Raw genomic sequence first — 18,334 nt, forward strand, 5'->3', positions numbered from 1 at the left:
GGCGAAACGGCACCGCCTCAAGCGGAATTCGTCCTCTACACTACCCCCATGCCTTTCGTCATCGTCTCCGGCCTCTCGGGCAGCGGCAAAAGCACGGCGCTGCGGACCCTGGAAGACGCGGGGTTTTTCATCACCGACAACCTTCCGCCCGAGCTGTGGAACGCCATGCACGACCTCGTGACGGCGCGGGGCATCGAGAATGTGGCGGTCAGCACAGACACCCGCACCCGCGAGTTTCTGGCGGCGCTCGAACCGAGTTACGTCCGGCTGTCGCGGCGGCGCGAGGACCTGCGGGTACTGTTTCTGGAAGCCAATGCCGAGGTATTGCTGGGGCGGTACAACCTCAGCCGCCGCGAGCACCCACTTGGGGAAACGCTGATGGTGGATTTCGCCCGCGAGCGCGAGTTGCTCGCTCCACTAAGGGGGATTGCCGACACGGTGATCGACACCACGGACCTGAGCGCCGCGCAGCTTTCGCAGCGGGTCATGCACCTGTTCCGCCTTGAACACGCCTTCACGCTGCGGCTGCTGAGCTTCGGCTTCAAGCACGCGCCGCCGCGCGACGCCGACCTGGTGCTCGACGTGCGTTCTCTGCCCAATCCGTATTACGACGAGACATTGCGGAGCAAGTCGGGCCGGCAGCCGGACGTGGCGGCCTACGTGTTCCGCGACGCCGAGGCCGAGCAGTTCTACGGCGAGTTGCGCCACTTCGTGCAGACCGCCGCCGAGCGGGCGCGGGCCAGCGGGCGCCACAGCTACACGGTAGGCATCGGCTGCACGGGCGGTCAGCACCGCAGCGTGGCGGTGGCCGAGCGGCTGCTGCGCGAGTTGCAGGCCAGCAGCATCGAAACCGAGCTGATGGACCACCGCGACATGCGCGAGGGTGGCGAACCCACGTGAGCGCGCCGCCGGCCCCGCCACCCGACCGCTCTGCACCGCCGGACCGGACCGACTCTGCCCAAACCGAGCCCACCCGGCCCCTCGTCCGCCGGGCCCGCCGCGCGCGGATGTGGCTGGAGCCGGGGCTGGGGGTCAAACGCTGGATTTTCCTTTTCGTCGTCTGCACGTTCGTGGGCGCGGTGGCCTTTTTGCATTTCACCTGGACCGGGCCGCTGCACCCGCTGGCGACCAAGTGGATTTTGTGGCTCAACCAATTCGCCGAGCCGGGGGTGTTCCCGCTCTACGCCGTCGGGATGGTGGTGATGGCGCTGGCACTGGCGGGCGCCCTGTACTCGATTACCATGATCAGCCGGGCCATGCTGCGCGGCACCGGCACCGCGCCCGAAACGGCGGTGAACGTGCTCTACGAGCGCAAAACGCTTTCGCGGGGGATGCGGGTGGTCACGGTGGGCGGCGGCACCGGGCTGTCCAACCTGCTGACCGGCCTCAAGACCCACAGCAGCAACATCACGGCGGTGGTCACGGTGGCCGACGACGGCGGCTCGTCGGGGCGGCTGCGCGAGGCGCTCGACATGGTGGCGCCCGGCGACCTCACCGACTGCTACGCGGCGCTCTCCGAGAGCCCGGCGCTCGCCCGGCTGCTGCTGCACCGTTTCGGGCGCGGGGAGGGGCTGGAGGGGCACACCTTCGGCAACCTGTTGCTGGCGACCCTCAGCGAGGAGCGCGGCGGCCTGGGCACCGCCATGCAGGACATCCACGAGATTCTCAAGGTGCGCGGGCGGGTCTACCCGGCGACCACCCGCCCAGTCACGCTGGTGGCCGAACTCGCCGACGGGCGCACCATTCGCGGGGAGAGTCGTTTTGCCGAGCAGATTCGGCCCTCGCGCATCGAGCGGGTGCGGCTGGAGCCCGAGAACCCATCGGCGCTCACGCAGGTGCTCGAAGCGGTGCGCGACGCCGAAATGATCGTGCTGGGGCCGGGCAGCCTCTTCACGTCCATCATCCCTGCTCTGCTCATTCCCGACATCGCCCGCGCCGTGCGCGAGTCCCCGGCGCCTGTCGTCTACGTCGCCTCGCTGATGACCGAGCCCGGCGAAACCGACGGCCTGAGCCTGAGCGACCACGTGAACGCCATCACCCGTCACCTGGGCCGCACGCCCGACTGGGTGCTGCTGAGCAACAGCAAGATCGAGCCTGCCGTGCAGCGCCGCTACCAGCAGGAAGGCGCAACCGTGCTGACCCTGGACGGCGCCGGACGCGACCTGCGGGGCCGTGTCCGCTTTGCCCCCCTCATTCAGGCCGGCACCGCCCGCCACGACCCCCAGAAACTGGCCGCCGCCCTGATGCAACTGTGGGACGGCCCGCCCCGCCGCTTTAGCCTGCCGGGACAGCGGGACTGACCCGGCGCGTCGGTCATCACTAAATAAAAAACCATGCCGGAACACGTCCGACATGGCGAGCAAAAAAACTCGGGGTTTAGCCCTTGACCGCCCCCGCCGTCAGGCCGCTCACGATGTTGCGCTGGAACACCAGCACCAGCAGCAGCAGCGGCACCGTTACGATGACGCTGGCGGCCATCGTCAGGCCGAAGGGAGTTTCGTACTGCGTGGCGCCCGAGAAGTTGGCGATGGCGACGGGCACCGTGCTCGCCGCGTTGTCGGAGGTAAACGTCAGCGCGAACAGGTACTCGTTCCAGGCGTTGATGAAGGCGAGCAGACCAGTCGTGACCAGCGCCGGGGTCATCACCGGGAGCAGCACCTGAAAGAGCGTCTGCATCGGCGTGGCGCCGTCCACGTAGGCGGCTTCCTCCAGCTCGGTGGGAATCTCGCGCACGAAGCTGGTCAGCGTCCAGACGGTAAAAGGCAGCGTAAAGATCATGTAGCTCAGGATCAGGCCCCACCAGGTATTGTAGAGGCCAAAGCCCTTGACCATGGTGTAGAGGCCCGAAAGCACCGCGATCTGTGGAAACACGCTGACCGCCAGGATGATGTACATCAGCACCGACTTGCCCTTGAAGCGGAACTTGCCGAGCGCGTAGGCCGCGAGCACCGACAGCAGCAGGCTCAGCAGCACCGTGCCTGTCGCCACGACCACCGAGTTGAGCAGGTTACGCAGGAAGCCGCCGTTGGTCAGCACTTCGGTAAAGTTTTTCAGGCTGGGATGGGTGGGCCACCAGAGCAGCGCCTCACGCGACAGCTCGCCCGAACCCGTCAGGCTGGTCTTGATCGCCCAGTAGAAGGGAAAGAGCACATAGAACAGTACGGTGGCGACGACCACCCAGAACACGCCCCAGGAGAGGGCACGGACCGCAGGACTCTTGGAATTCATGGCACCCCCTCAGTCGAATTTGACGCGCAGGCTGGTCACGTAGATGGCGGTAAAGACCATGATGATCAGGAAAATCAGCACGCTGACGGCGCTGCCGAAACCGAACTGCGAGTTGGCGATCAGCTCCTGACGGGCGTAGATGCTCATGGTCATGGTCTCGGGGGCGTTGCCCTTGACGATATAAGGCATGTCGAAGACCCGCAGCGAGTCGAGCGTGCGGAAAATCAGCGCGACGAGCAGCGCCGGGGTCAGGAGCGGCAGTGTCAGCCGCCAGAATTTGGTCCAGGCCGAAGCCCCGTCCACATCGGCGGCTTCGTACATGTCGCCCGGAATGGTTTGCAGCCCCGCGAGCAGCAGCAGCGCCATGAACGGCGTGGTTTTCCACACGTCGACCGCCACCAGAGCGCCGAGCGCCGTGTCGGGATTACTCAGAAACGACTCGCCCGTCTTCAAAAAGCCGAGGCTCTGGCCCCACTGGCTGATGATGCCGAACGAATCGTTGTACATCCAGTTCCACATCTGCGCCGAGACGACGGTGGGAATCGCCCAGGGCACCAGAATGGCGGTGCGCATCAGGCCCTTGCCCTTGAAATTGGAGTTGATGACGAGCGCGAAGGCCAGCCCCAGCAGCGTTTCGAGCGACACGCTCAGCAGCGTGAACTTGACAGTGTTCCAGACCGACTGCCACCACTCGGGGGTTTGCAGCAGGCCCAGGCCCACGCCCTCTTCGGTGGTGAACCAGTAGTTTTGCAGACCGATCCACTTGGGGGCCGGGTCGTTCAGAAAGTTGTAGTCGGTAAACGACAGGTAGATGGTCCGCAGCAGCGGGTAGCCGGCGACGGCGGCGAGCACCAGCAGCATGGGAATGAGCATCAGCACGGCGGTGCGCGAGCGGGTTTTTTCTAACCCTTTCATCCGCACGGGCGCGGTCGGGGCGGGCGGCTGGGTCGGCGTGGGCGGCTGAAGTTCCGGGGGGATCGCGGTCATGAACAAACCTCTGGGAGTCAGGCTGAGGCGCGAAAAAAGCGCCCACCGCCGCGTGGGGGCCGGGGTGGGCGCTCAGGGGAGCGGGCGCAGGTCAGGGGCCTGGCGCCGCCGCCGGAATTACCAGCCGCGGCCCTTGATGCGGGCGAGCTGGCCTTCCAGGGTCTTGAGGGCGGGGCCAGGGGCGCTCTTTTTCGTCAGCACGCTGTAGACGGCGCTGGAGAAGGCGTCACTCACCTGGTTGTACTTGCTGCCGGTCACGGTGGCGGGGCGGGCGACCGCATTGGTGAACACGTCGTAGAGGCTACCGAAGAAGGGCACGGCCTTGAGCACGTCCTTGTCCTTGTAGAGCGTGGCGATGGTGGGGTTGTAGCTCGCCTGCACCGCGCGGCGCTTTTGCTCCTGCGCGCCGGTCAGGTAACGCACGAGGTCGGCGGCTTCCTTCGGGTTCTTGGAGTAGGCGTTGACCGCGAGCTGCCAGCCGCCGAGCGTCGCCGCGGGCTTGCCCCCGGGGCCAGCGGGCAGCGCCGCCACGCCGATTTTCCCAGCAATCGGGCTGCCCTCCTTTTGACCCGCCGCGTAGGCGTAGGGCCAGTTGCGCATGAAGGCCGAGTTGCCCGCCTGCCACACGTTGCGGGCTTCTTCCTCGCCATAGGTGGTCACGGCGGCGGGAGCGGCGGTGCCGATCAGGCCCTGAATCGCCTGAAGCGCCTGCACGGCCTTGGGGTTGTTGACGGTGATTTTGCCGCTGGGGTCCACGATGGAGCCGCCGCCGAAGGAGCTGATCCATTCGAGCGCGTCACAGGTCAGGCCCTCGTAGTTCTTGCCCTGGAAGACGTAGCCCACGAACTTGGGGTTGCTCTTGCGCTCGCCCGCCTGGATTTTCTGGGCCATGGTCGCCAGCTCGTTCCAGGTCTTGGGGGGCGCATTATAACCGTACTTTTTCAGCAGGTCGGTGCGGTAGTACAGCACGCCCGCGTCGGTAAACCAGGGCATGGCGATCAGCTTGCCGCCCACGGTGTTGTTCTGCACGATGGCCGGGAAGTGCGCTTTGACCTCGGCGGCGGGAATGGACTTGCTCAGGTCCATCAGGTGCTGACCGATCAGGCCGGGCCACACCACATCGATCATGTACACGTCCACGTCGGACGCCTTGGCGCCGAGCTGCTGCTGGTACAAGGCCAGGCGGGCGTCCGATTCCTTGGGCACCTGAACGAGCTTGACGGTGTTGCCCGTCTTTTTGGCCCAGGCGTCGGCGCCTTTTTTGCACTCGTCGAAGCCCTGCCCCACCGAGTCGCAGGCGAAGGTCAGGGTGACGGCGTGGGCCTGTGAAGCGGCAGCGAAGGCGACAGTCAATCCGAGAACGGCAGCAAACTTTTTCATCTTTCTCCTTGAGGGCAGCGCCGAATCAGCCGCACACCAGCAAGCGGAAGCGGTTCCAACCCAATAAAAAATCTGTGATGGCCGCAGGCTACACCTCCCCGCACGGGGGTGTCAATTCTCCGTCAGCGCGAAAAGCAGCGTCCAGTACGGGAAATTATCGTCAACAGCGTGTCTGAAACGTTTCAGTTTGCCCAGCCCAAGAGGACGCAAAACATGTGGAGTGTCAACTTCTCATGTAGGCGGGAGTGAGCAGCCCAAGCAGAACAATAAAAAACCCAGGGCGCCCGCTGTCTCGCAGATGCCCTGGCCCAAAGCAGCCTTCACTCAGTCGTGGTCGCCGTCTCCCCCACCCTGTTCGCCGCCTTTCTCGCCTCCGCCTTCGCCGCCGAAGGTCGCGGCGAGACCCCGCACGAGCTGGTCACGCTCGGCGGCGGTCAGCCGGGCTTCGGGGTGCATGGGCAAGTAAGTTTTTTCGGGCATCTTGCCCTTGCGGACCTGATCGGCGGCCTCGTCGGCTTCGCGGCCAAAGCCGGGCACGTTCACGTTGAACTTGCTGCGGCCCTCATCCACATGGTTTTGGACCAGCCAGGATACCGGGGCGACGTTGGAGTACCAGGGCCAGGTCGTGCGGTTGGAGTGGCAGTCGGCGCAGGCGCGGTCGAACAGGGCCTTGGTTTGCGGGCTGTCCCACTGCGGCTCAGCCTGCACGGGCGGGTTGGCGTGGGCGCGGCCATACGGCACGAGCTGCGCGAGTACGAAGAGGCCGATGAGGCCCGTCAGCAGCCGCACGAACAGGTGGCGGGGTGCGGGGCGGCGGGTCACGGTGGTCGTTTCGGTCGTTTGTCGGGTCATCTTGGTCTCCTAGGCGAAAAGTGTGGATTACAGCCGGTGGCGCAGCAGGCGCAGGCCCATGAACACCACGAACACCGTGCCGCCCTCGTGGGCGACGACGCCGAGCGGCAGCGGCACCCGGCCCATGATGGCGAGCGGCGCGACGATCAGAATGATGCCGAAGGCGAACAGCAGGTTGAAGCGCCCGGTACGGTTGGCGTCCTTGGCGAGGCGCACGGCTCCGGCGAGCTTGCTCATGTCGTTTTGCATCAGCACCACGTCGGCGGACTCGATCGCCACGTCGGTGCCGCTCGCCACCGCCACGCCGAGGTCGGCGCGGGCGAGGGCCGGGGCGTCGTTCACGCCGTCGCCCACCATCGCCACCGGGCCGGGCAGCTCGCCGATGATGCGGACTTGTCTTCGGGCAGCAGTTCGGCGCGGTACTCGGTGAGGCCGACTTCCTTCGCCACCGTTTCGGCGACTTCCTTTTTGTCGCCGGTCAGCATGACGGGGTGCGCCACGCCCGCCGCCCGGATTTCCCGCATGGCCTCGCTGATGCCGGGGCGCAGCGCGTCGGCCACGCCCATGACGCCGACCACGCGCGGCCCGACGCCGACGATGACGGTGCTGCTGCCCTCGCGGCTGAGGGTGTCGAGCGCTTGCTGCTGCGCGGGGGTCAGGGCGGCCTTCTCCCGCTCTGCGAGACGCAGGTTGCCGGCCCAGGCGAGGTCGCCGCTGCTCAGGCGGGCCTCGATGCCGTGACCGGGAATCGCCTGTGCGTCCTGCACCGCCACCGCCCGCACGCCCTGCGCCTGCGCCGCCTGCACGATGGCCTGGGCAATCGGGTGTTCGCTGTGGGCTTCCAGTCCGGCGGCCAGGGCGAGAGCTTCGCGCTCGTTGTCGGCGTAGGTGTGGCTCAGCGTCATCTTGGCCTGCGTCAGCGTGCCGGTCTTGTCGAAGGCGATGGTGTTGACGTTCGCCAGAGCGTCCAGCGCCGCGCTGCTCTTGAACAGCACCCCGGCGCGGGCGGCGGCGGCCATCGCGCTGAGCATCACGGCGGGGGTCGAAATCACGACGGCGCAGGGCGAGGCCACTACCATAAAGGTCATGGCGCGGTACCACGACTGGTCCACGTTCAGCCCAGCGAGGTAGTGCAGCCCGGCGTACACCAGCGGCACCGAAATCAGGACCAGCGTAGCGTAGGGGCTTTCCCAGCGCTCGCTGAGCGTCTCGGTGCGGCTTTTTTGGGTCTGGGCGTCTTCCATCAGCGCGACCAGCCGTGCCAGGGTGGAGTCGCCCGCCGGACGCACGACCTCAGCCTCCACGCTGCCGTTGAGGTTGACCGTGCCCGAGGCGAGTTCGGCGCCGGGGGCCTTGTCAATCGGGCGGCTTTCCCCCGTGATGGGCGACTCGTCCACCGAGGTGTTGCCGCGCACCACGCGGGCGTCGGCGGCGACGCGCTCGCCGGGCTTGATCACCAGCAGATCGCCGATCTGGATTTCCCCGAGCTGGCACCACTTCTCCACGCCGTTGCGGCGCACGGTGGCCCCTTCCGGGTTGAGGTCCATCAGCGCCTCGATCGCCCGCTTGGTGCGGCCCATCGCCCAGTCTTGCAGGGTATTGGAGAGGCTGAAGAGAAACAGCAAAATTGCGCCGTCGGCGGCCTGCCCGATGGTGGCGGCGCCGAGCGCGGCGAGGACCATCAGCAGGTCCACGTCGAGTTTCTTTTCGACGAACAGGCTGTGCAGGGCTTCGCGCCCCGCCGGAATGCCGCCCGCGAGGTAAGCGAGGCCGAAGCCGATCCACATCACGGCGTCGTTGCCCATCACTTTTTCGCCGATCAAGCCGACGATCAGGCCGAGCAGGGTCAGAAAGGTAAACAGCACGGCCAAGCGCAGGTCAGGCGGAATCACGAATTTCTTGCTGCCGGGCGCCTCGGCGTGGGCCTGGGCCACGGTGGGGTTGGAAACGGTCATGGGGACTCCTTGCAGGAAAAGGGCTTAATGGGAATAATTCTCAGTAAGCAGATTTTACCCTGTGGGGGGGCCAAACTCAACGGAGAAAGCCGGGCGGAGAGGTCGGGAATAGGCCGGGCGACAGCGGGGGCAGCGCCGCAACCTTGCCGCCCCGCGCCGCGTACTGCCTGTGCAATGAGTCTTCCCTTTCTGGTGTTTCTGGTCGCGTGGCTCGTCGGCATGGTCTGCACCTTCATTCCGGCGGTGCCCGCTACACTCATCATCTTTCTGGGAAGCGTGGCCGCCGCGCTGCTCGACGGCTTTCAGGCCGGGCGCGACCTGCCGTTTTTGCTGGTGTTCGGCGTGGTGACGCTGTTCATCATGAGCATCGACAACGTGGCCTCCGCCTGGGGCGCCCGCAAGTACGGCGGCGGCAAGGAGGCGATGTGGGGCGCCCTGATCGGCGGGCTGCTCGGCATTTTCATTCCGCTCGGCCTGATCGTGGGGCCGCTCGCCGGGGCACTGGTCGCCGAACTCGTGTTTGCCCACAAGGCCCCTTATGAAGCGCTGCGCTCGGCGTGGGGCACGCTGGTGGGGCTGCTGGCGGGCATCGCGGCGAAGGTGGTGCTGCACCTCATCATCGGCATCTACGAACTGTGGCGGATGTGGGACCCGGCGCAGAGCATCTTCGGGTGACGTTTACTGTTTGGCCCCGCCTATCGTGACCGCTGTCAGAGCGGGGTCAGCCGCGCCCCTCTACCCTCAGGAGCGTGAAACCCGCACCCTTCGCCCTGGCGCTGAGCCTGGGCTGCCTGCTCAGCGCCTTTGCTCCCGCTGCCGCCCCAGCGCATTCCGATCAACTCAACAAGGCGGTGCAGGCCGCGCTCGGCAAGTGCGGGGTCAGCCCCAAACTCAGCGGCGATCTAAGCGAGGCCGCCGCCGACCTGATGGCCGCCTACGACCTGGAGCAGGCCCTGCCGCGCCACAGTTACCGGGCCTACCGGGCGCAGGGCTGGACGAGCACCTACCACGGCGACCTCACCTGGGTGCGCCGGACGCTGGGCGAGCAGTGCGGCAAGTGGCAGGGTTATACGCAGTACGGCCTCGCCACCGACGGCGAGCGCATGGGCCTGATTCTGGGCACGCCCGCGCGGGTGGACCTCACGCAGTCGCGGCGCTGGCTGAATGATTTTCTGGCCGCCACCAACAAGGCCCGCGCCCAGGGCCAGAAATGCGGCGGCAAACTGATGAACGCCGTCGGGCCGCTGAAATGGGACACCCGGCTCGAAGCGGCGGCGGCCAAGCACGCGACTGACATGGTGAAGCTGGATTTCCGGGGCCACACCAACCCCAAGGACGGCAGCGGCCCCCTGCAACGGGCGAGCGGCTACGGCTTTCGCGGCAGCGTGGGCGAGAATATCCAGTACGGCTCGATTACCGCCGGGGAAGCCGTCAAGAACCTGCTGACCAGCCCCGGCCACTGCGAGAACCTGATGCGCCCGGAGTGGAAACTGTTCGGCGCGGCGGTGAACAACGGCACGACCAAGACGCTCTTTGCGACGTACTGGGTGCAGGTGTTTGGAGCGGAGTAAGGAGCAGGCAACCCAAGTCCAACTGTGTCTCCTTTGCCCCGCCCTGACACGGCATCTGCCAGAGTGGGGCCATGCCTCAACCGGAAAGCCCCACCACTGAAAACCCCCGTTCCCAGGACCAACCGAACAAAGGAACCGACCTGGCCGAGCAGAGTCTGGAGCCGCCGCGCAACGCCCAGCTGGAGCAGGAGCCCTGCGCCGGGCCGCACTTTCGCCTGAGCGTGGCGGGCGGCAAGGTGCAGGACATCGAAGGCAAGGGAAGCGCGAGTGCCCCCGCCGAGGCGACCTTTACGACCCCCCGCGTGAAGCTCATCGAGGAAGCCAACCTCGCGATTCGCGGCGACCTGGAAAACTACCCGCGTGCCCTGGCCGCTTACGACGCGCTGCGCGGCGACCCCGAGGCGCTGGCGCACTGGGACATGGCGAACTACGTGACCATGCGCAAGCTCGGGTACAACGACCACGGGCGGGTCCACGCCTTCATCACCGGGGCGGCGAGCATGGCGATTACGGAGCTGCTGCTCGCGGCGGGGGTCAAGCCCGACCTCATCGAGAGCGGGGTGGGCGACGCCGACGACGTATTTCTGACCGTCATTCTGGGCACGATGCTGCACGACATCGGCAACCAGATTCACCGCACCGCGCACGAGCAGCATGGCGTGGCGCTGGCGCTGCCGATTCTGGACCGCATCCTGGGGCCGATCTACCCCGACCCCTTCAAGCGCACCAAGGTCCGCTCCTTCATCCTGGGGGCCATCAACTGCCACGACCTCAACCCGGCGCCGCTGACCATCGAAGGCGGCATCACAGCAGTCGCCGACGGCACCGACATCACCAAGGGGCGCGGGCGCAAGGCGTTTGCGCTCGGCAGCGTGGACATCCATTCCATCAGTGCGCTGGCGGTGGATCAGGTGGTCATCCGGCCCGGACGCGAGCGGCCCGTACGAATTGACGTGACCATGAACAACTCGGGCGGCATTTTTCAGGTCGAAGAAGTGCTCGCGCCCAAGGTGATTCGCACCCCGCTGCGGCCTTACGTGGAGCTGCGGGCAAGCATGCGAGCGCAGGGCGGCGAGGAACCGATTCTCTCACGGGTACGGCTCGAAGGCGACCAGTTCGTGATGGACCTCGAGAGCGGCGAGCAGGTGGAAGTCGAGGTCCACGACACCCAGCAACGGGTGGCCGAAGCGGTGGTCGCCAACCTCAACGTGGGGACCGAACGGACCTGAGCGGCGGCAGTCCCCGCGCCCGACTGCGTAGACCGCTGACGCTCAGCACGCAAAAGCCCGCTTACAATGCGCCGCGTGAGTGTGTCTGACCCTCTCCCCTTTTCTGCCCCGCTCGCTGCCGGCGGCGAAGCGCTAAGTACTAGTGCGCTGCCGGCGGGCGTGCGCGACGTGCTGCCCGCCGAGTGGGAACGGCGCGAGCACCTGCGTTCGCACCTCTCGGCGCTGCTGCGTTCCTGGGGCTACCGGGGCGTAGACCTGCCCGCGCTGGAACTCGCCGACCCGGCGCACCCGCAGGGCAACCACGCCTTCAAACTCATCGACTCGGGCGGGCAGGTGCTGGCGCTGCGCAGCGAGTACACGACGGCGCTCGGGCGGCTGGTGGGCACCCATTTTCCGTCCGGGCCCTTTCCCCTGCGGCTGCAATACGGCGGACGGCTGTGGCTGCGCACCCAGACCAGCGAGCTGGGACGCCTGCGCGAGTTCAATCAGGTGGGCGCCGAGCTGATCGGCGTGACCGGCGTGCAGGCTGATGCCGAGCTGCTCGCCCTCGCCCACGCCGCGCTGGGGCAGGCGGGCGTGCAGGCGCAACTCGAAGTCGGTTTTCCCGGCTTCGTGGACGCAGCCCTGACCGACGCCGGGCTGCCGGGGCCGGTGCGGGCCGCGTTGCACGACGCGATTGACCGCAAGAGCGGCGCCGACCTCGACCTGCTGGCGCGTCAGCATGGGGTGTCGCCGGAAGTGACGCGCACGCTGCACAGCCTGACCGAGCTCTACGGCGGCCCCGAGGTGCTGACCGAGGCGCGGGTCCTGGCGCGTGGCGTGCGGGCCGAGCAGGCGGTGGAGCACCTCAGCGCCGTACACGCGGCGGCGCAGGAAGCCGGGGTGGAGTTGCTGTTCGACCTCGGCGTCAGCCGTCGCTACGGGTACTACACCGGCCTGACCTTCCGCGCCTACGTGGACGGCATCAACCAGCCGGTGCTCGGCGGCGGACGCTACGCGCTGCCGGGGGGCCTGCCGGGCGCGGGCTTTGCCATCGGCCTGGAACGGCTGGCGGCAGTGATGCCCGCCGGAGTCCCGAGCGAACCCGAGACGGTGCTCGCGCTCGACTTCGCGGCGGCGACGGCGGCGCGGGCGGCGGGCCTAGGCGCCGAACTCGCCTGGACAGGCGACGAGGCCGAGCTGCGGCACTACGCCCAGGCACGCGGACTGCGGCGCTGGGTGCAGGGGGCCGAGCTGCGGGACGTGACTCCAGCCGACCTCAAGATTGCGACGGAGGTGAACGCATGACCGCACAGACGACCCCCGAACGTCGCCCCGATCACCTGACGCTCGCGCTGCCCAAAGGCCGCATCATGGACGACGCCATCGCGCTGCTCTCGCAAGCAGGGCTGCCGCTGACCCGCCCCGAAGCGAGCCGTGCCCTGCGCCACGAGTTTCCCGGCGTGACGGTGCTGGAGCTGCGGAATCAGGACGTGCCGGTGTACGTGGACCTCGGCGTGGCCGACGCGGGCATCGTCGGCAAGGACGTGCTGCTCGAAGCCGGGCGCCCGGTATACGAGCCGGTGGACCTGCACTTCGCCGAGTGCCGCCTGTCGCTGATTCGTGAAATCGGGGCCAGCGGGCCGATTGCCCGGGTGGGCACCAAGTACCCGCGCGCCGCCCGCGCCTATTTGCAGGAGCGCGGCATTCCCGCCGAGGTGGTCAAGCTCAGCGGCAACATCGAACTCGCCGCGCTGACCGGGCTAGCCGACGCCGTGATCGACCTCGTGCAGACTGGAAGCACCCTCCGCGCCAACCACCTCGAAGAAGTGGACGTGCTCTTTCACTCATCAGCCCGCCTGATCGTCAACCGCACCGCCCTCAAGCTGCGGCGCGAGCGACTGCGCCCGCTGATCGCCCGACTGCGCGAATTGACGGCGCCGGCAGGGGAAGAAAGTTAAGTAGGACGGGGGCAGTCATGGTGCTGCCCCTGATTCTTTAGCGCACGCTGACAGTCTCGTCGCGTAGCAGATAACTGCGGCCCTGGGCATCGCGCAATCCCACGACCACCTGCACGGCGCCGCGTTGCAGGCCACGGGCAGGGCCGGTCACGTCGGTGGTCAGGCAGCCTTTGCCGCAGCCCTGGGCCGCCGCGCGTCCGACAGCGGTGCTCCAGACGCCATCGCGGGTCACCACGTAGAGGTCAGTGACCTTCACGGCGGGAAGCTGCTGGGCACGCGGCGTTTGCAGAGTCAGGCGCACGCGGAACACGTCGCCGTCCACTCGGGGAGCGGCCTGGGCGGTCAGGGCGCGGCCTGTCATGTTCAGGGTGGTCGGTGCCCCGAGCAGTTGCCCCGTCGTGGGTGCGGTCTCCAGAGAGCCGCACGCCACCAGCAGCGCAGACAACAGAGGGAACAGACGCTTCATGAATCCATTATACGGCGCGGGTCTGACAAAAACCCGCCCCCCGGAAGGGGCGAGCCTTGAAGACAGGGAATTGTCAGGACTGCTGACCAGCCCAAGTGACCAGCCCGATTTACCAGCTCAGTTCCGGCGCGGTGACCACGCGGTCGGCGGGCGCGTCGGTGAAGAGGGTGTAGCTCAGGCGGTAGGTGCCGGTGTTTACGCGGCCCAGCACGATGGCTTCGCCGTCGGTGGAGGCGCCCACGGTGGTGCCGCCGCTCACGCTCAGGGCGCTGCGGACGCCGGGGTTGGTGCCCTGGGGCAGCGGGTCGATGATGCGCAGGTTATCGATGGTGCCGTTGACCGTCAGAACCATGCTCACGGTGTAGCCGTTGGCGTTGGCCTCGACCGTCTTGGTCAGCGCGGCCTGGGCGCCGTTTTCGACCACGCGGCTGGCGTTGGCTCCGCCGGGAGCGCGCACAGTCGCCTGACCGCTGGTGGTCAGGCCGGTGGGGTCGAGCACGGCCTGAGCCACGTCGCTGCGGCAGATGCGCACCGGGGCCTTGAGGCGCAGGGGCTGACCGCCGCCGAAATCACCCGAGAGTTGCAGCGGGTAATCGGTGCTCCAGCCGCTTGGCAGGTTCACGCGCACGTTGGCGGGGAGGCGGTAGGGGAAGTTGGTCTTCGCCACCACCGAGAGCTGAGACACGTCGCAGGCGGCGAGCAGGTCAGGCGCCACGCTCAGCGAGAGCGAGGTCAGCACGCGGTATTCGATGGTCACGCGCCCGGTCTGTCCGTCCACCACGTGGCCCGGCTGCGGCGTGGTGAAGGTGCTGTCGGGAATGGCGGTCGGCGTCACCGGGTAGTCGCCGGGGTTCAGCGGAATGGTGGTCGGCGTGTTGAGCGTCTGGCCGTTCACCTGGAAAGGAATGCCGTTGAGCGGAATGCGGCGGTCCCCGAAAATCGCGACCGCGTCCACCGCGAGGCCGCCTTCGGGCTGACGCGCCACGAAGCGGATGCGGGTGTCGCCGGGCTGGAACTGCACTTCGGTGGGGCTGGGCGTGGTGCCCTGGCCTTCGAGGATGGTCGAGCTGACCGGCACCCAGCCCTGCGGCAGCGTGGGACGCACGACATTGCCCTGCACGGTGAAGTTCGCGCCGGGAATCGGGGTGCCCTGCGGGTCCACCACGTCCACCGCGAGGCGCTGGAGGCGGGCCACGAAGCGAATGGTCGTGTCCTCGTTCGGCTGGTAGCGCACTTCGGTGGGCGAGCCGACGGTGCCGCGCCCTTCGAGCAGGTTCGCACTCACCGGCACGTAGCTGCCGGGCAGGCGGGGCGTGGCGACGCCGTTCTGCGCGGTGTAGTCGGCGCCCGCAATCGGACGGCCTTCGGTGTCCACCACCGTCACGGTCAGGCGCGGCTGGCGGGCCACGCAGCGGATGCGGGTATCACCCGGCTGGTAGCGCACTTCGGTAGGCGACACGACGGTGCCCTTGCCTTCCAGAATGGTGCAGCTCACCGGCACGTAGCCCTGCGGCAGCACCGGACGGGCGACGCCGCCCTCGGCCGTCGAGCTCGCGCCGGGAATCGGGTTGCCCTGCGGGTCCACCACGTCCACGAGCACGTTGGGGCGGCGGGCGACGAAACGCACGCGGTTGTTGCCGGGCTGGAAGCGGACTTCAGTGGGCGACACCACGTTGCCCTTGCCCTCGACGAGCGAGGAGCTGACGGGGGTGTAGCCTGCGGCAGCGAGGGCTTGACAGTGTTTTCCCCGACCAGCACGTAGCTCGACCCCGGAATGGGGTTGCCCTGGGTGTCCACCACGTCCACGACCAGCCGGGTGGCGATCAAGGTGTCCTTGGGCGTCTCGAAGCCGCCGACCCGGGCCTGGGTGGGCTGGTCGCCGATGCGGAAAGAGTAGCGAATCGCGTTGGAGTACTGCTTGGTGGTGGGCAGCACGCGGATGTAGACCTGCCACTCGCCCACCTGCTGCGGGGTGACGGTAAAGCGGTTGGTGGCCGACTTGCCGTTTTCCGAGGTGGTCAGGTTGGCGCGCACGTTGCCGGGCAGCACGATCCACGACTCGGCCTCCTGCGGGCCGTCGATGTCGTAGTTGATGACGCTGACCGTCTTGCCCACCCACTCGGCGGGAATGCTCAGGCGCGCGGCGAGCAGCGGGGCCTTTTCGGTATCGCGGGCGTTGACGCTGAAGTCGCTCGTTTCGAGCGCAAAGGGCGCCGACACCCGCAGAGCGAAGGAGTTCTTGCCGTTGCCCCGGCTCGTCACCTTGAGGGTGTAGGTGCCCGCCGGCAACCCGCCCGCAAAGAGGCTGTCCCAGGTGTGCTCGCGGTTGGTGCCGTACTGGCGGCTGACCACCGTGCCGCCGGGGCCGGTCAGGACGAAGCTCGTCTCGAAGGTCTTTTCCTTGCTGTAGATTTCGTCGCCGAAATAGTTGGGGCCGCGCTTGGAGCTGCCGGTGAAGTCGGCGTAGTCGGCGAGGTTGAGCGTGGGGCTGAACACTTCCAGGCCCAGCGGCTTGCCCGCGTTGGCCGGGGTTACCACGATGTTGTACGACTCCTGCGCCTGCGGCCAGGTCTGCCCCACCGACACCAGCGGCAGAATGCCCCCGGTGGTGCTCTGCCCGGCGGGCTGGGTGGCGGACTGCGGCTGGGCCAGGGCGGCGCCCCCCGAGAGCAGCGCGAGCAGCAGCGTGGCGCGGGACAGAACGTGGCGGTTGTGGGCCTGACGGGACCGGGCCTGATGGGAGCGGGAAGAAGGCAAGGTGTTCACTGCCAAAAATCATACACTGCACACTTGCCGTCGCCGGGACGAACACCCTGTGGCGGCTGTCATCAAAGCTTTTTGTCGGCACACTGTTTTTTGCGTTTTTGCGGATTTAACGCGCAGCCAGCCCCGCCAGCAGTGCAACCACCAAAGTCACCAGCACGGCGCCCAGGCCCATGCCGATGCTGCTCGCGGCCCCGGTAATGCTGCCTTCCTCGCGGGCGCGGGCGGTGCCGACCCCGTGCGCCACGCTGCCGATGGCGATGCCGCGCGCCAGCGGGTGCCGGACCCCCAGCCGGGTCAGCAGCGGCGGCAAAATCAGCGCGCCGACCAGACCCGACAGCACCGCCAGGGTGGCGGCGAGTTCGGCGGGGGCGCCGGTGAACTGCGCGAGCTGCACGGTCACCGGGCTGGTGGCCGTGGCGGTCATCAGTGAGCGCTCGGCGGCGTGGCCGAGGTGCAGGGCGCGGGCGAGCAGCGTGTCGGTGCCCATGCCTACCGCCGTGCCGAGCATTCCTCCCACCAGCAGCGCCTGCCACTGCCGGGCAAGCAGCGCCCGCTGCTGGTAGAGCGGCACCGCGAGCGCGACCACCGCCGGGGCGAGCAGCTCGGTCAGCGGCTGCACYTGCGCGTGGTAGTACGGGTAGGCCGTGCGCGAGAGCAGCAGCGCCGCCAGCACCACCAGCGTGGCGACCAGGGTCGGGTTGGCAAGCGGCGAGCGCACCCGCAGTTGCAGCAGCATCCCGGCGACAAAAGCGAGCAGCGTGAGCGGCAGCCAGATCATGCCTGTTCCTCCTCTCGCTGGCCTTGCGCCGGGAGAGGCCGCAGTAACCTGTTGGCGAGCAGCCCCGCCGTCCCCGCGCCGAGCAGCAGCCCCGCCGTCATCACCAGCAGCCACAGGCCCCAGGCCGCGCCCGCCGAGAAGTAGTTGATGACGCCCACCGTGGCCGGCACGAACAGCAGCCCCAGGATGCTCAGCAGGCTGTCGGCCGCCCCCTGCAGCCAGTGCAGCCGCACCGCGCCCACGCCCAGCGCGAGCCACAGCAGCAGCATGCCCGCCACCGGCCCCGGCAGCGGCAGATGCAGGGCGCGGGTCAGCGCCTCACCCAGCGCCGCAAAACTCCACAGGAGGGCCAGCCCCAGCACGAAACGCACCGGCGCCGGGAGGGCCGCCGTGACACTTCCTCCCGGACGGTCAGCAGGCGAGCGCGGCGCCGACACTCAGTTCGCCTCCGCCGCGCCGCTCAGCCGCTCCAACATGCCGCGCACCACCTGTTTGGCGTGCCGGGCGACCAATGGCATGAAGGTGCGATAGTCCACCTGCGCGTCGTGGTCGGCGGTGTCGCTCACCGAGCGGATGACGACAAACGGCACTCCCGCCTTGGCACACACCTGCGCGACGGCGGCCCCTTCCATCTCGGCGCAGGCGGCCCCGAAGTTTTTCCACAGCCGGCCCACGCCTTCGCGCGAGGCGATGAACTGATCGCCACTGGCGACCCGGCCCTCGATCACCCGCACGCCGCCCACGTCGCCCGCCGCCGCCACAGCCAGCGCCCGCAGCCGGGCGTCGGCGGTCCAGGTGGCGGGCTCGCCGGGCAGGGTGCCGAGGTCGTAACCCAGTGCCGTCACGTCCACATCGTGCTGCACGAGGTCGGTGCTCACCACGATGTCGCCCACCCGCAGGTCGGGGTGTACGCCGCCCGCCACGCCGGTAAAAATCACGCTCGTCGCGCCCTGGCCCAGCAGGTGCGCGGTGGTCAGCGCGGCGTTGACCTTGCCAATGCCGCCGCGCGTGAGCAGCACCGGCACCCCGTCGAGCACGCCCCGGTGCAGCGTCGCGCCGGGCAGGGTCAGGTCCTCGCGGCCCTGCAATTCGCCCAGCAACAATTCGATTTCTTCGTCCATCGCGCCGATAATCGCCAGCATGGAGCCGAGCATAGCCCGCCCCGGGCGCCGCGTGGGGCTA

The 18,334-nt window shown here is 67.9% G+C and carries 18 protein-coding genes; 7 read left to right on the forward strand and 11 right to left on the reverse strand.

Features of this window, described 5'->3' with window-relative positions; translation table 11 throughout:
- Positions 1-48 precede the first annotated feature (48 nt).
- Both rapZ and DR_RS07360 read left to right on the forward strand, forming a co-directional pair.
- A complete protein-coding gene (gene rapZ, locus DR_RS07355) occupies positions 49-900 on the forward strand; it encodes an RNase adapter RapZ (protein ID WP_010888073.1) in 852 nt (283 codons plus the stop codon).
- Entirely contained in the window at positions 897-2,300 is a 1,404-nt protein-coding gene (locus DR_RS07360) for a YvcK family protein (RefSeq protein ID WP_010888074.1), read from the forward strand. The genes rapZ and DR_RS07360 overlap by 4 nt, the downstream gene beginning before the upstream one ends.
- Before the next feature lie 76 nt (positions 2,301-2,376).
- Here DR_RS07360 and DR_RS07365 read toward each other — a convergent pair whose 3' ends face one another.
- The 6 genes from DR_RS07365 to DR_RS07385 all read right to left on the reverse strand — a co-directional run bounded on the left by DR_RS07365 (position 2,377) and on the right by DR_RS07385 (position 8,402).
- Positions 2,377-3,228, reverse strand: a complete 852-nt coding sequence (locus DR_RS07365; RefSeq protein WP_010888075.1) for a carbohydrate ABC transporter permease — start codon at positions 3,226-3,228, stop codon at positions 2,377-2,379.
- A 9-nt stretch (positions 3,229-3,237) separates the two neighbouring features.
- Positions 3,238-4,215 (reverse strand): carbohydrate ABC transporter permease, encoded by a 978-nt coding sequence (locus tag DR_RS07370; RefSeq protein ID WP_051618829.1) that lies wholly within the window; start codon positions 4,213-4,215, stop codon positions 3,238-3,240.
- 117 nt (positions 4,216-4,332) lie between these two features.
- Positions 4,333-5,595 (reverse strand): ABC transporter substrate-binding protein, encoded by a 1,263-nt coding sequence (locus tag DR_RS07375; protein ID WP_010888077.1) that lies wholly within the window; start codon positions 5,593-5,595, stop codon positions 4,333-4,335.
- Between the two features lie 324 nt (positions 5,596-5,919).
- Positions 5,920-6,447 (reverse strand): heme-binding domain-containing protein, encoded by a 528-nt coding sequence (locus DR_RS07380; RefSeq protein WP_010888078.1) that lies wholly within the window; start codon positions 6,445-6,447, stop codon positions 5,920-5,922.
- 27 nt (positions 6,448-6,474) lie between these two features.
- Positions 6,475-6,804, reverse strand: a complete 330-nt coding sequence (locus DR_RS16770; protein WP_081816043.1) for an HAD hydrolase family protein — start codon at positions 6,802-6,804, stop codon at positions 6,475-6,477.
- Positions 6,786-8,402 carry a heavy metal translocating P-type ATPase gene (locus DR_RS07385; protein ID WP_010888079.1) on the reverse strand — a complete coding sequence of 539 codons (1,617 nt, stop codon included), beginning with the start codon at positions 8,400-8,402 and terminating at the stop codon, positions 6,786-6,788. The genes DR_RS16770 and DR_RS07385 overlap by 19 nt, the downstream gene beginning before the upstream one ends.
- A 174-nt stretch (positions 8,403-8,576) precedes the next feature.
- Here DR_RS07385 and DR_RS07390 point away from each other — a divergent pair, with 174 nt between their 5' ends.
- From DR_RS07390 to hisG, 5 genes are all read left to right on the forward strand, one after another.
- A complete protein-coding gene (locus DR_RS07390; RefSeq protein WP_027480055.1) occupies positions 8,577-9,077 on the forward strand; it encodes a DUF456 domain-containing protein in 501 nt (166 codons plus the stop codon).
- Positions 9,078-9,151: 74 nt separating this feature from the next.
- Positions 9,152-9,973: a CAP domain-containing protein gene (locus DR_RS07395; RefSeq protein ID WP_010888081.1), complete on the forward strand. Its 822-nt coding sequence runs from the start codon at positions 9,152-9,154 to the stop codon at positions 9,971-9,973.
- A gap of 71 nt (positions 9,974-10,044) precedes the next feature.
- Positions 10,045-11,202 (forward strand): phosphohydrolase, encoded by a 1,158-nt coding sequence (locus DR_RS07400; protein ID WP_010888082.1) that lies wholly within the window; start codon positions 10,045-10,047, stop codon positions 11,200-11,202.
- Positions 11,203-11,268: 66 nt separating this feature from the next.
- Positions 11,269-12,489, forward strand: coding sequence for an ATP phosphoribosyltransferase regulatory subunit (locus DR_RS07405; RefSeq protein ID WP_010888083.1), 1,221 nt, complete (start codon positions 11,269-11,271; stop codon positions 12,487-12,489).
- Positions 12,486-13,142, forward strand: coding sequence for an ATP phosphoribosyltransferase (gene hisG, locus DR_RS07410; RefSeq protein ID WP_010888084.1), 657 nt, complete (start codon positions 12,486-12,488; stop codon positions 13,140-13,142). The genes DR_RS07405 and hisG overlap by 4 nt, the downstream gene beginning before the upstream one ends.
- A 37-nt stretch (positions 13,143-13,179) precedes the next feature.
- Here hisG and DR_RS07415 read toward each other — a convergent pair whose 3' ends face one another.
- The 5 genes from DR_RS07415 to DR_RS07435 form a co-directional block, all read right to left on the reverse strand.
- Positions 13,180-13,608, reverse strand: coding sequence for a hypothetical protein (locus DR_RS07415; protein WP_010888085.1), 429 nt, complete (start codon positions 13,606-13,608; stop codon positions 13,180-13,182).
- A gap of 109 nt (positions 13,609-13,717) precedes the next feature.
- On the reverse strand, positions 13,718-15,280 hold the full coding sequence (locus DR_RS17135; protein WP_338107121.1) for a hypothetical protein: 1,563 nt from the start codon (positions 15,278-15,280) through the stop codon (positions 13,718-13,720).
- Between the two features lie 1,200 nt (positions 15,281-16,480).
- Complete coding sequence (locus DR_RS07425; protein WP_010888088.1) at positions 16,481-17,152, reverse strand: LrgB family protein; 672 nt, start codon at positions 17,150-17,152, stop codon at positions 16,481-16,483.
- Positions 17,149-17,589, reverse strand: a complete 441-nt coding sequence (locus DR_RS07430; RefSeq protein WP_010888089.1) for a CidA/LrgA family protein — start codon at positions 17,587-17,589, stop codon at positions 17,149-17,151. Before DR_RS07430 ends, DR_RS07425 begins: the two co-directional genes overlap by 4 nt.
- On the reverse strand, positions 17,590-18,294 hold the full coding sequence (locus tag DR_RS07435) for a 5'-methylthioadenosine/adenosylhomocysteine nucleosidase (RefSeq protein WP_034350459.1): 705 nt from the start codon (positions 18,292-18,294) through the stop codon (positions 17,590-17,592).
- Between the last annotated feature and the right edge of the window lie 40 nt (positions 18,295-18,334).

It is taken from the genome of Deinococcus radiodurans R1 = ATCC 13939 = DSM 20539 (assembly GCF_000008565.1).
In the GTDB taxonomy this organism is placed as follows: domain Bacteria; phylum Deinococcota; class Deinococci; order Deinococcales; family Deinococcaceae; genus Deinococcus; species Deinococcus radiodurans.